The following is a 12,538-nucleotide window of genomic DNA, read 5'->3' on the forward strand; positions in this document are numbered from 1 at the left end:
AAGGCCGCGAATCAAACGGCCCGTTCTCAGTGGCAACTATTGAGCTGTTTTACCACATTCCTGTAACCTGCGGGGTCATTTAGCAGTCTACGGATTATTCCGTTTTCTCTTTTTTTGACTTTGCATATGGCTATAGAAATGAAGGCACAACCACGGTTGCGCAATCAGGTGGCACTGGTAACGGGCGGCAGTTCGGGCATTGGGGTAGGGGTATGCCTGGCCCTGGCCGCCGACGGCGCAAAGGTGGTCGTGAACTACCACAGCGACGAAGAAGGCGCCGATAAAACCGTGGCGGCCATCGAAAAAATAGGCGGCGAGGCCTACGCTGTGCGCGCCGATGTGAGCAAAGAGCCCGAGGTGTTGGCGATGTTCGAGGATATCAAGAAGCGCTACGGCACGCTGCATATCCTGGTCAACAATTCTGGTATTCAGAAAGATGCCAGCTTTCTGGATATGACCCTGGACGAGTGGAATGCCGTCCTCAACGTAAACCTGACGGGTCAGTTTCTGTGTGCCCGCGAAGCTGCCCGCGAATTTGTGAAGCGCGGCGTGCAACCAAAAATTTCGAAGGCAGCTGGCAAAATCATCTGCATGAGCTCTGTGCACGAGGTGATTCCGTGGGCCGGGCACGTCAACTACGCTACGTCGAAGGGCGGCATCATGCTGATGATGAAAAGCATGGCGCAAGAATTGGCGCCACACAAAGTCCGAGTGAACAGCATTGGGCCGGGCGCGATTCAGACGCCCATCAACGAAGAAGCCTGGGGCACGAAGAAAGCACTCAACAAACTGCTGGAACTGATTCCATATGGCCGCATTGGTCAGCCCGACGACATTGGGGAGGTAGCCGCCTGGCTGGCCTCCGACGAGTCGGACTACGTGACGGGCACTACCCTTTTTGCCGATGGCGGTATGACTCTCTACCCCGGCTTTGCCGATAATGGCTAACCATCATTGCTGACCTGCTACTGCTCCATCACTGGCCATTGTTTGGAATGTGATGGAGCAGTACATACTTGCGAAATCGGCAATTGAAGTAGTATGACCACAAAAGAACAGAGCCCCGAACACCACCGGTTGGCCCAAATCGACAATCCCGAAACACCCTGGCGGCGGTTTGGCCCCTACCTTTCGGAGCGGCAGTGGGGCACGGTGCGCGAGGACTATAGCCCCGATGGCAACGCCTGGAACTACATCACCCACGACATGGCCCGCAGCAAGGCCTACCGCTGGGGCGAAGATGGCATTGGCGGCATCTGCGACGATGACCAACTGTTATGCCTATCAGTGGCGCTCTGGAACGGTCAAGACCCTATTCTGAAAGAGCGGTTGTTTGGGTTGAGCGGCCCCGAGGGTAACCACGGCGAGGACGTGAAGGAGTTGTATTACTACCTTGACAACACGCCGTCGCACTCCTATATGCAGATGCTCTACAAGTATCCGCAACGTGCGTTTCCGTATGAGTGGCTGGTGCAAGAAAATGCGCGCCGGGGGCGGCACAAAACGGAGTTTGAGTTGCTGGATACGGCCATTTTCAAGGAAAACCGATATTTCGATGTCTTCATTGAGTATGCTAAAGCCGGCCCGGAAGATATTCTGGTTCAGCTAAAAGTATGCAACCGTGGCCCCGAGGAAGCCACCGTGCAGGTGCTACCCAGTTATGGTTTCGGAATACTTGGGCGTGGGGGTACGACGACTACCGCCCGCAGTTGCAGGCAGCTGAGGAAGGTAGCAGCATCACCATCAACCATCGGGAACTGGGTGAGCGGCGCCTCTACTACGATGGTGAGCCCGAACTGCTGTTCTGCGACAACGAAACCAATACCCCAGCGCCTCTACAACGCCCCCTCCAATACGCAGTATTTCAAGGACGGCATCAACGATTATGTGGTATATGGGCACGAACAGGCCGTAAATCCGGCGCTCTGTGGCACCAAGGCGGCCGTGCGCTACTCCCTAACCATTCCGGCTGGCGAGGAACGCGTGGTGCGCCTGCGCTTGGCCGCGCCTAACATAGACGAACCTTTTGCTGAGTTCGATGACTTGGTACAGCAGCGCAGCGAAGAAGCTGATGCGTATTACGAGGTAGTGCAGCGCGATATGCGCAACGACGACGCCCGCAACATTCAGCGGCAGGCGTATGCGGGCATGCTCTGGAGCAAACAGTTCTACTATTATAATGTGCGCCAGTGGCTGGAGGGCGACCCGGCCCTACCCCCACCGCCGCCCCAGCGCAAGGAGGGTCGCAACCACAATTGGACGACTCTCAATAATGCCGACATCATCTCGATGCCAGACACTTGGGAGTACCCGTGGTATGCCTCCTGGGATCTGGCGTTTCACTGCTTGCCGTTGGCGGTACTGGATGCGGAGTTTGCCAAGCAGCAACTGCGCCTGCTCACCCGCGACTGGTACATGCAGCCCAACGGCCAGCTGCCCGCCTACGAATGGAAGTTTGAGGACGTGAACCCGCCCGTGCATGCCTGGGCCACGTGGCGGGTGTACAAAATCGATCAGAAAAACCGAGGTGGCAAAGGCGATACAAAATTCCTAGAGTCGGTATTTCATCGCTTGCTGCTAAACTTTACGTGGTGGGTGAACCGCAAGGATGCCGAAAATCGCAACGTGTTCGAGGGTGGCTTTCTGGGGCTCGATAACATTGGCGTGTTCGACCGGAGCGCCGATCTGCCCAAGGGCGTGTTCATCGAGCAGGCCGATGGCACCAGCTGGATGGCCATGTTTGCCCTGGATATGATGCGCATTGCCCTGGAGTTGGCCCGCACCAATCCCGTGTACCAAGACATGGCCAGCAAGTTCTTCGAGCACTTCCTCTACATCGCCGAGGCCATGACCAAAGTAGGGGGTGGTTATTCGCTCTGGGACGAAGAGGACGAGTTCTACTACGACGTGCTGAACTCGCCCGACCGGGGCCGCCAGATGCTGAAGGTGCGCTCCATGGTAGGGCTGATTCCGCTGTTTGCCGTGGAGGTACTCAATGATGATATGTTGCAGGAGCTGCCCCGTTTCAAGGAGCGCATGGACTGGTTTCTGACTCACCGCCCCGATCTGGCCAAGCTGGTGTCGCACTGGCAGCAGCCGGGGGAGGGCGCTACCCGCCTGCTATCCTTGCTGCGCGGTCACCGCGTGAAGCGCCTGCTGGCCCGCATGTTAGATACGGCGGAGTTCCTTTCGGAGTATGGCGTGCGCGCCCTCTCGCGCTACCACTTGGAGCACCCGTATGTGTACAAAGCCGATGGCAAGAGCTTCACCGTAGGCTACGAGCCGGGCGAGTCGCAGTCGGACCTTTTTGGGGGCAACTCCAACTGGCGCGGACCTATCTGGTTTCCAGTCAACTTCTTGATTATCGAATCGTTGCAGCGGTTTCATCACTACTATGGCGACGACTTCGTGGTAGAATACCCTGCGGGTTCCAACCAGTATGTATCGCTGCTAGCCGTGGCCGACGCCCTGACGGAGCGCCTGAGCAACCTGTTTCTGCGCAACGCAGAAGGCAAGCGCCCGGCCCTAGGCGACAACAAGCAACTACAAACAGACCCGCATTTCAAGGATTATCTCCTGTTTCACGAGTACTTCAACGGCGATACAGGCAGCGGCCTCGGCGCCAGCCACCAAACCGGCTGGACTGGATTGATTGCCAAGCTTTTACAACCCCGCCGCAAAGACAAACACCCAGCTGAAGAGTTGTAAGAGAGTTGTGGGTTATTAATTATCAGTTGTCAGATACAAATGCAAAAGCGTCTGTCATCCTGAGCTTGCGAAGGACCTTATGCCTGCGGAACGAGTCGTTGTTACGATGGTCGTTCATGCGTGATAAGGTCCTTCGCAAGCTCAGGATGACAGACGCCTTTTTCGCTAATAACTCACATCCCACAACCAACACCCTACTGCCGCCGCAGGGTAGGCAGGTTGTGCCACGCGCTTTGCTGCGGTTGAGTTCCACCGTATACCTGCGCTTTGTCGGCATCCTGACTGCGGCCAATAAGGACAGCAAACCCCTGTTGCTGAGGCGCGGTGGCCTGAAACTCGTAGCCGCTATAGGGTAGGCCCGTTTCACTATCCTTTGGGATTTCGATGTCTGCAAAGAAGCTCGGATTCAGGTCAGCCAAGCCGATTTGCCGGCTTAGTAGCTTATTGCCCTGGCGTGCTTCGGCCACGTAGTGCACCGTGGAATAATTGCGGCGCGTGAGCGTGAGCCGATACGTACGGCCCTTATCGGTGGCGGCGTATACCACGGGCGCGTTTGCGGGCAGCTCGGCCACTGGAAACGCCACGGAGTCGGTGGGGCTGAGCAGGAGCCAGCCGCCGTGCACGTCGAAGGTGGTTTCGGCCTTGTTGGCTTCCTGAAAGCTACGGATGAACTGAGGCGAGAAATGCATGGTATCCAGCTGCGCTAGGCGGGGTGCCTTGGGTCGGGCGGCTGGCGGGGTAGGGGCTACCACCTCGGCGCTGACCTGGGGGCTGTCCTGCTCCAGGTTTTTGTTGCTGGTACAAGCGGCGGCCAGCAGCAAAGCAGCCAAACCAGAGAAGCGCAGAAAAGAAGCAGGCATAGACAAAAGAACGGGCAAGCAACTGAGGGATAAAGCGGTAGGGCGCTACGCCCCGCCGACTGCTCAGGCACAAGCAGATCCGGCCGACAAAGATACCAGTTGCCAACCACCAATAAGGCAACAGATATCTAATTGCTTGCAACCAACTTTTCGGCATAGCCGTAGACCAGAGGCTGCTTGCTTTTCAAATATAAAATATTGTGAATCTGCTAATTAAGATAGATTCTAAGTAAGCGATTACCAAACAAACGCATTTCGGCAACAGTTGTAGGATGTGCCAACGCTACCTTCTGAGCGTAGCCCCCTCCACCTAATTTCTCATTAAACTCTTCTTTCTGATGTATAACGATTCTCCGGCCGACCAGAGCGGCAATAACCTCGGAGTTACGCCCAACGATGGCTCGCGGCGGAATTTCATGAAGCAGGCTGGGGGCATCCTGGGTCTGGTGATGGCGCCGCCCTTCATTAGCCAGGCCGAACGCCTCACAGCGCTTTCCAAAAAAGTAGCGGGCGTGTCGCCGGTACAGTTGAAAGTGAACGGCACCGTCCGCACGCTGCAACTGGAGCCTCGCGTTAGCTTGCTCGATGCCCTGCGCGAGTATATGGGCTTGACCGGTAGCAAGAAAGGTTGCGACCATGGCCAATGTGGTGCCTGCACCGTGCACGTAGACGGCCGCCGCATCGTGAGCTGCCTTAGCCTGGCTGTGATGAACCAAGGCAAGGAAATCACCACCATTGAAGGATTGGCGCAGGGCGACACGCTGCACCCCATGCAGGAGGCTTTCCTGAAGCACGACGGGTTCCAGTGCGGGTATTGCACACCGGGTCAGATTATGTCGGGCGTTGCTTGCGTGAAGGAGGGCCATGCTGGCTCCGAGGCCGAAGTGCGGGAATGGATGAGCGGCAACCTGTGCCGTTGCAGCGCCTACCCCAACATCACAGCTGCCATTCTGGAGGCTGAAAAAAAGCATGAAGGCGTAATTGATTATGAATAACTTCTCCTACCTCCAGGCCTCCAAGGCCAAAGAAGCCACCGGGGCCAAACGCGACGATAAATCATCGGCGTTTATTGCCGGGGGCACCACCCTGATCGACCTGATGAAGCTGAACGTGGAAAACCACAATCAGCTGATTGACGTGAATATGCTGCCTTTCAAGGGCATCGAACAAAGCAACGACGGCCTACGCATTGGCGCCCTAGAGCGCATGAGCGACGTGGGCGAGCACAAACTAGTAGTAGACCAGTACCCAGCCATTTCGCAGTCGTTGCTACTGGCGGCGTCGGCGCAGCTGCGCAACATGGCCAGCATTGGCGGCAACATTTTGCAGCGCACCCGGTGCCCCTACTTCCGTGATACTGCTTTCCCCTGCAACAAGCGCGAGCCCGGTACCGGCTGCCCCGCCAAGGAAGGCGACAACCGTAACCTAGCCATCCTGGGTACTTCCGATGCCTGCATTGCCACCAGCTACCCCGGCGACTTGTCTGTGGCCCTTATTGCCCTGGATGCTGTCCTGACGTTGGAAAACGCCAAAGGCAAACAGCGCCGCGTGCCCATCACCGAGTTTTACCGCCTACCCGGCAAAACGCCCCACATTGAAAATACTTTGGAAGCCGACGAGCTGATTGTGGCCGTGACGGTGCCCAAGGCCGAGCACGCCCGCAAGTCGCTGTATATGAAGGTGCGCGACCGGGCCAGCTACGCCTACGCGCTGACGTCGGCCGCCGTGGGGCTTGATGTGCAGGGTGGTACTATTCGCTCGGCGCGGGTGGCGCTGGGTGGGGTAGGGGCCCAGCCCTGGCGCTCGAAAGAGGCGGAACAGATGCTAGTGGGCAAGCCTGCTAACGAGGCTACTTTCCGGGCTGCGGCCGCCGCTGCGGTGCGCGGTGCGCAACCCTACGAGCACAATGCCTTCAAAATAGAGATGGTGCAAAATACGCTGGTGCGTGCCTTGACCGAGGTAGCCGCCAAGGGGTAGGGGCGCATTGCACGCGCCCGTAAACCGGTAGAACAAGGCCGGTATAAGGCGGGTGCCACACCCCACCACGAAAAACGATTTGGATTGACGCATCAGCAACAGCAACGATAAACGGGTGCCTGCAAGACGCTCCTACCTATATGGAAACCAATTTTTTTGAACCTACTCTGCCCCCCGTTAATGCGGTAGGCAAGCCCATGGACCGCGTAGATGGTCGGGCAAAGGTGATGGGTGCTGCCCGCTACTCGGCCGAGTATCCGGTGAACGGCCTGGTGCACGGTGTGCTGAAAACCAGCGATATAGCGAAAGGGAAGATAACTAATATCGACACCTCGGCGGCGGCTAAAGAACCAGGCGTTATCAGTATTCTCACCTACCAGAATATCCCGAAGCCAGCCAAGGTGCCCAGCGCCCTTAAGGAAGAGAAAAAGTGGCAGGCGGCGCAGTCGTACCTGCCCATGCAAGACGCCGAAATTCACTACGCCGGTGAGCCCGTGGCCCTGGTGGTGGCCGACACGCTGGAGCGCGCTACCCAGGCGGCGGCCCTCATCAAGGTATCGTATCAGGTGGAAAAGCCCATCGACTCCTACCACGATCCGAAGGCTGATCTGTTTGATCCGCAGAAGATTCAGAACGGCAAGACCGATGGGCACAAGGTGCGCGGCAACCCCGAGACGGCCTATGCCAGCGCGCCGGTGAAGCACGAAGCTACCTACGTGCACGCCATCAACCACCACAACCCCATGGAGCCTGCCGCTACCACCGCCGTATGGGAGGGTAGCGACCGGCTGACGGTCTACGAATCGACCCAGAACATCACGATGAGCCAGGGCTCTTTGGCGAATCTGCTGGGTATTCCGCGTGACCAGATACGCATTGTGACGCACCACCTGGGTGGCGGTTTCGGGTGCAAAGGCTCGTTCTGGCCCCATACGATTCTGACAGTATTGGCGGCCCGCGCCGTGAACCGGCCGTTGCGGCTGGTACTCACGCGTCCGCAGATGTATACCTCGGTAGGCCACCGCGAAGACCAGGAGCAAACCCTGAAAATAGGCGCTACTCAGGAAGGCAAACTGGTGTCGATGATCCACGAGAAAAAATCGACGACTTCGCCCTGGGACAACTATGCCGAGTCGAACAGCAAGGTGGTGAACATGCTGTACGCGTGCCCGAACTTCTCGGCTCGCTACGAGTTGGCCCGCGCCAACGTGATGACTTCGGTGTGGATGCGTGCCCCCGGCGAGGCTCCCGGTTCGTTTGCGCTCGAAAGCTCCATGGACGATCTAGCCCACCAACTCAACATGGACCCGCTACAATTCCGCCTCCTCAACTACGCCGATAAAGACTACAGCGACAATGGTAAGCCTTGGTCCAGCAAGTCGTTGAAAGAGTGCTACGCCCGTGGCGCTGAGCTGTTTGGGTGGAGCAAGCGCAACCCCAAGCCCGGCCAAACCCGCCGGGGCAAGAAGTTGGTAGGTATGGGCATGGCAACAGCCACCTATCCCGTGCACAGCGCGCAGGGCACGGCCCGCGTACGCCTATTTGCCGACGGCCACGCTGTGGTGCAGAGCGGCGCCACCGACCTGGGTACCGGAACCTGGACCGTGATGACGCAGGTAGGCGCCGATGCGCTAGGCCTACCACCCGAAAAAGTGCGGTTCGAGCTAGGTGATACGCGCCTGCCCACCGCTCCCGGTTCGGGCGGCTCGCAAGCAGCAGGCACGGTGTCGTCGTCCATTATGGCAGCGGCTGAAGACCTGTGGAAAAAGGTGATTGATATGGCCGTAGGCGACAAAAAATCACCGCTGTACAAGGCCAAGCCTACTGATGTGAAGGTAGAGCTGGGCCGCATGTTCTTGAAAAAGAACCCGCAAAAAGGCGAAACCCTGGTGGCCGCCCTCTCGCGCAGCGGCATGACCGACATCGAGGGCATGGCCATGGGCAAGTATGGCTCTGGCTACGAGGAAAAGCATTTTGCTGCGGCAGGCGGCGCAGCTGGAAGCCCCGAGGAGCCAGGTGGTAAGAACGAAAAGGGTGAGGAAAAGAAGCCTTCGGGCCACTCTATGCATTCGTTCGGCGCCCACTTCTGCGAGGTGGAGGTCGATCCAGACTTCGGTACCATCCGCGTGACGCGCTGGGTAGGGGTGCACGGGGTAGGGCAGGTGCTCAACCTGAAAACTGCTACAAGCCAGCTCTACGGCGGCGCTATTTTCGGGATTGGCTCGGCGCTGATGGAAGAGACTTTCCGTGACCCCAACTACGCCCGCTACACCAATCACAACTTGGCCGAGTACCACATTCCCGTCAATGCCGACATTCCCGACATGAAAATCGAGTTTGTGCCGGAAAAGGACCCTTACATTAATGCGCTGGGCGTGAAGGGCATCGGGGAAATCGGGATTGTGGGCGTGGCCGCCGCCGTTGCCAACGCCGTATACAACGCCACCGGCAAGCGCATGCGCAGCCTCCCCATGACGCCAGACAAAATGCTGCAAGCCCTGCGCACTTCGGCGTAGACTTGAAGATATAGAAGCTTATCATCCTGAGCTTGGAGGACCTTTTCACCGTTCTATCGTGAGAAGGTCCTTCGCAAGCTCAGGATGACAGCAGTAGTGAATTAAATCATGACTGAACTCCAACGCCTTCTCATCGCCTACGACGCGCACCGTGCGGCGGGTAGGCCGTGCGCGCTGGCTACGGTGGTTGATCTGGCTGGCTCGGCCTACCGCCGGCCGGGTGCCCGCATGCTGGTAACAGCCGATGGTCAGCTTACGGGTGCCATCAGCGGCGGCTGCCTCGAAGGTGATGCCCGCCGCCGCGCCCGCCAGTGCATCCAGCGCCAACAGCCTACCGTCGTCACTTACGATTCCACCGACCCCGACGACGACCTGCAATTTGGCTCGGCGCTGGGCTGTCAGGGCATCGTGCAGATTTTGCTGGAGCCGTTGGCTTTCGACAATGTCAGCAATCCATTGGAGTTGTTGCGCAACTGGTGGGAAGGGGTAGAAGAACCAGCTGTAGTCGCTACTGTTTTTCACCTGGATGGCCCCTCCACGGCCCCGGTCAGGGTAGGGGAGCGGCTGCTCCTCACAACCAGCGGCGCGGTGCAAGGCAACCTACCGACCCACTCGGCGCTATACGAACGTATCTTGGCCGATGCCCAGCAGGCGTTGGCCGACAACCAACCAGCTACCCGCAGCTACCCCTCAGAAATAGGACAAGTACGCGTGAGCCTGGAAATTCTGCGGCCACCCGTGCGCCTGCTGATTTTCGGGGCCGGCAACGATGTGAAACCCGTAGTACGCATGGCCGCTACCCTAGGATGGCGCGTGCGCGTAGTGGATGGTCGCCCCGGACTGGCGCAGGCCACACGCTTTCCCGAGGCCGAAGCGGTGCATGTAGTACCCGTAGATCAGGTTTCTACCCTACCGCAAGACGGAAGCTTCGCCCTGCTCATGACCCACAATTATTACTACGATTTAGCTGCTTTGCGCCATTTGCTCAATGCGCCTACGCCGTACATCGGTCTGCTAGGTCCGCGCAAAAAGTATCTGCGTTTGTTGGAGGAATTGGAAAAGGATGTGCCCGATGCCGCTCAGCGCCTGCAACAACGATTGCACAGCCCCATCGGCCTAAACCTGGGTAGCGAAACCCCTGAAGAAATTGCCCTTTCCATTGTAGCCGAAATACAAGCTGTACTGGCTGGCCGGCCGGCCGGATTCCTGCGTGACTCGCCGCACCCCATTCACCACCGCATTGCTTCTGATGGAGAGCTGGCCGCTAGCGCGGCCGTATCGGCGGTGTGCGAGTTAGGAGGGTAGGGGCCTTGACTATCAATACGCTAGTGTCAGAAAGTCAGGATTCTTCTCTGCCCGTAGTGGGCGTACTATTGCTGGCAGCAGGCTCGTCGTCTCGTTTGGGGCGGCCTAAACAGTTGCTCCCATACGAAGGACAAAGCCTCTTACGCCGAGCTGCTACCACGGCCGTAGAAGCGGTGCTGGGGCCGGTTGTTGTCGTAACGGGCGCATTGCACGAGGAGTTGTTACCGGAATTAGCAGACCTAGCTGTGCAAACGGTGCATTGCCCTACTTGGCAAACAGGCATGGGCGCTTCGCTGAAAACAGGTTTGGCGGAGTTGCAACAGCACCAGCCAGCACCAACCAGCGTCCTCGTGCTGCTCTGCGACCAGCCCCACATAACGCCTACCCTGCTACAGCAGTTGGTGGTGGCGCAGATAGCCACCCAGCAGCCCATCGTGGCAACTGAGTACGGCTCGGTGCGTGGGGTGCCGGTATTGTTTGGGGAAAGCGTGCTGCCCTTGCTACAAGCATTGCCCGACGCGGCGGGAGCGCAGCAACTGCTGCGCCAGCACCCGGCGTGGGTAGCCACCGTGCCGTTCCCAGCTGGAGCAGTTGATGTAGATACGGAGGCGCAGTACGCGGCTTTGCTGGGGAAATAGGAGTAGCACATCGGGATATTGTATGTTTGAGCCCGACGGCAACAACCGGGGCGCCGGAATCCCGTTATTTGTCCTGCTTTCCCTCCCTAATCCTATGATTGTATGAGTGCTACCGCTACTCCTGCCCCCGATGCGGGCTTTCAGAGCGTACCCAAAGACGATAAGCGCATCACCCGCGGCTGGACGTTTTACGACTGGGCCAACTCGGTGTATCCACTGGTAATTACCAGTTCCATTTTTCCCATTTATTGGGGCAGCATCACAGAGGAGCTAAGTCCTAAAACGGACGTTGTCAATTTCTTAGGAGTAGAAGTGCCCGGCTCGTCGCTGCTGACGTACGCCATTTCGGCTGCCTTCCTGCTGATAGCTCTGGTCAGTCCGTTTCTGACATCGCTAGCCGACTTCTCCGGACGTAAGAAATTGTTCATGCAGGTGTTTTGCTACCTGGGAGCTGCCTCTTGCGCGGCATTGTACTTCTTCACCCCAGAAACGCTCACGCTCAGCACGTTCATCTTTATCGCGGCTACCATCGGCTTTTCAGGGTCTATCGTATTCTATAACAGCTATTTGCCCATCATTTCTTCGGAAGAACAGTACGATTCCTTGTCGGCGCGGGGCTTCTCAATGGGGTACATCGGCTCCGTTTTGTTGCTCGTTATCTGCCTGTTGCTAGTCACCTTCAACGAAGCGCTGGGTATTGAAAAGGCCTTCGCCACGCGGCTGAGCTTTTTGCTGACGGGTATCTGGTGGGCTGGTTTCGCCCAAATCACATTCTTCTCGCTGCCCGCCGACCCCGGCCGCCCAGCCGGCGCCACCTCCGACTCGGGCTGGCTGCTCAATGGCTTCCACGAGTTGAGCAAGGTATGGGACCAACTCAAGCAGCTCCCCAATCTCAAGATTTTCCTGCTGGCCTATTTCACCTACAACATGGGGGTGCAAACGGTGATGTACGTAGCCACCATCTTCGGCGACAAAGAGCTGCACCTCGAAAGTACCGCCCTGATTGTCACTATTCTCCTGTTGCAAGTAGTAGGCATTCTAGGCGCCTACCTGTTTGCTAAGCTCTCAGAGCGCATTGGCAACACGCGTGCATTAAGTTGGTCGGTGGTCATCTGGGCTTTCATCTGCATTGCGGGTTACTTCGTACAGGCCGGTTGGTCGTTCTACGCCCTAGCCTCGGTGATTGGCCTTACCATGGGCGCCGTGCAAAGCCTGTCGCGTTCCACTTACTCCAAGATTATCCCTGAAAATACTCCCAATACAGCCGCCTTTTTCAGCTTCTTCGACGTGACGGAGAAGCTGAGCATTGTCATTGGTACGGCTGTGTTCGGCGTTATTGCTCAGATTACGGGCTCCATGCGCAACAGCATCCTCGCCCTCATCGTGTTCTTCATTCTGGGGTTGATTTTCCTGCTTCAACTGCGCGGCAAAAAGTTGCGCGAAGACCCTGCCAACACCGATGCTTTTCCCGGTCCGCCGCCCGCTACCCCCATCGTAGCCATGCCCGCTAAGGAGCTATAGGCTATATGCTTTG

Annotated in this window: 8 protein-coding genes and 1 pseudogene; 8 read left to right on the forward strand and 1 reads right to left on the reverse strand. The window is 57.7% G+C overall.

The annotated features are described in order from the left end of the window. The first annotated feature begins 126 nt into the window (after positions 1-126). On the forward strand, positions 127-948 hold the full coding sequence (locus tag F1C16_RS03855) for an SDR family oxidoreductase (RefSeq protein WP_258049020.1): 822 nt from the start codon (positions 127-129) through the stop codon (positions 946-948). A gap of 93 nt (positions 949-1,041) precedes the next feature. Beyond that, a pseudogene (locus F1C16_RS03860) lies at positions 1,042-3,708 on the forward strand (glucosidase). A 194-nt stretch (positions 3,709-3,902) separates the two neighbouring features. Here the strand turns inward: F1C16_RS03860 and F1C16_RS03865 are convergent. Then, complete coding sequence (locus F1C16_RS03865; RefSeq protein WP_185283050.1) at positions 3,903-4,568, reverse strand: hypothetical protein; 666 nt, start codon at positions 4,566-4,568, stop codon at positions 3,903-3,905. Between the two features lie 338 nt (positions 4,569-4,906). Here F1C16_RS03865 and F1C16_RS03870 point away from each other — a divergent pair, with 338 nt between their 5' ends. From F1C16_RS03870 to F1C16_RS03895, 6 genes are all read left to right on the forward strand, one after another. After that, on the forward strand, positions 4,907-5,563 hold the full coding sequence (locus F1C16_RS03870; protein ID WP_219733397.1) for a (2Fe-2S)-binding protein: 657 nt from the start codon (positions 4,907-4,909) through the stop codon (positions 5,561-5,563). After that, complete coding sequence (locus tag F1C16_RS03875) at positions 5,556-6,545, forward strand: xanthine dehydrogenase family protein subunit M (RefSeq protein WP_185283051.1); 990 nt, start codon at positions 5,556-5,558, stop codon at positions 6,543-6,545. Before F1C16_RS03870 ends, F1C16_RS03875 begins: the two co-directional genes overlap by 8 nt. Positions 6,546-6,685: 140 nt before the next feature. Continuing rightward, positions 6,686-9,061 (forward strand): xanthine dehydrogenase family protein molybdopterin-binding subunit, encoded by a 2,376-nt coding sequence (locus F1C16_RS03880; protein ID WP_185283052.1) that lies wholly within the window; start codon positions 6,686-6,688, stop codon positions 9,059-9,061. 108 nt (positions 9,062-9,169) lie between these two features. Further along, the gene (locus tag F1C16_RS03885; protein ID WP_185283053.1) at positions 9,170-10,366 is read left to right on the forward strand and encodes an XdhC/CoxI family protein; all 1,197 of its coding nucleotides are present in this window, start codon (positions 9,170-9,172) and stop codon (positions 10,364-10,366) included. Positions 10,367-10,389: 23 nt separating this feature from the next. Further along, positions 10,390-11,004: an NTP transferase domain-containing protein gene (locus F1C16_RS03890; RefSeq protein ID WP_185283054.1), complete on the forward strand. Its 615-nt coding sequence runs from the start codon at positions 10,390-10,392 to the stop codon at positions 11,002-11,004. Between the two features lie 102 nt (positions 11,005-11,106). After that, positions 11,107-12,525: an MFS transporter gene (locus tag F1C16_RS03895; RefSeq protein WP_185283055.1), complete on the forward strand. Its 1,419-nt coding sequence runs from the start codon at positions 11,107-11,109 to the stop codon at positions 12,523-12,525. Positions 12,526-12,538: the final 13 nt, after the last annotated feature.

The organism is Hymenobacter sp. NBH84, from assembly GCF_014217645.1.
GTDB classification, from domain to species: Bacteria; Bacteroidota; Bacteroidia; order Cytophagales; family Hymenobacteraceae; genus Hymenobacter; species Hymenobacter profundi.

Coding starts and splice junctions, on each gene's coding strand:
- F1C16_RS03880 (WP_185283052.1), top strand. CDS start 6,686: ATGGAAACCAATTTTTTTGAACCTACTCTGCCCCCCGTTAATGCGGTA.
- F1C16_RS03885 (WP_185283053.1), top strand. CDS start 9,170: ATGACTGAACTCCAACGCCTTCTCATCGCCTACGACGCGCACCGTGCG.
- F1C16_RS03855 (WP_258049020.1), top strand. CDS start 127: ATGGCTATAGAAATGAAGGCACAACCACGGTTGCGCAATCAGGTGGCA.
- F1C16_RS03875 (WP_185283051.1), top strand. CDS start 5,556: ATGAATAACTTCTCCTACCTCCAGGCCTCCAAGGCCAAAGAAGCCACC.
- F1C16_RS03870 (WP_219733397.1), top strand. CDS start 4,907: ATGTATAACGATTCTCCGGCCGACCAGAGCGGCAATAACCTCGGAGTT.
- F1C16_RS03865 (WP_185283050.1), bottom strand. CDS start 4,568: ATGCCTGCTTCTTTTCTGCGCTTCTCTGGTTTGGCTGCTTTGCTGCTG.
- F1C16_RS03895 (WP_185283055.1), top strand. CDS start 11,107: ATGAGTGCTACCGCTACTCCTGCCCCCGATGCGGGCTTTCAGAGCGTA.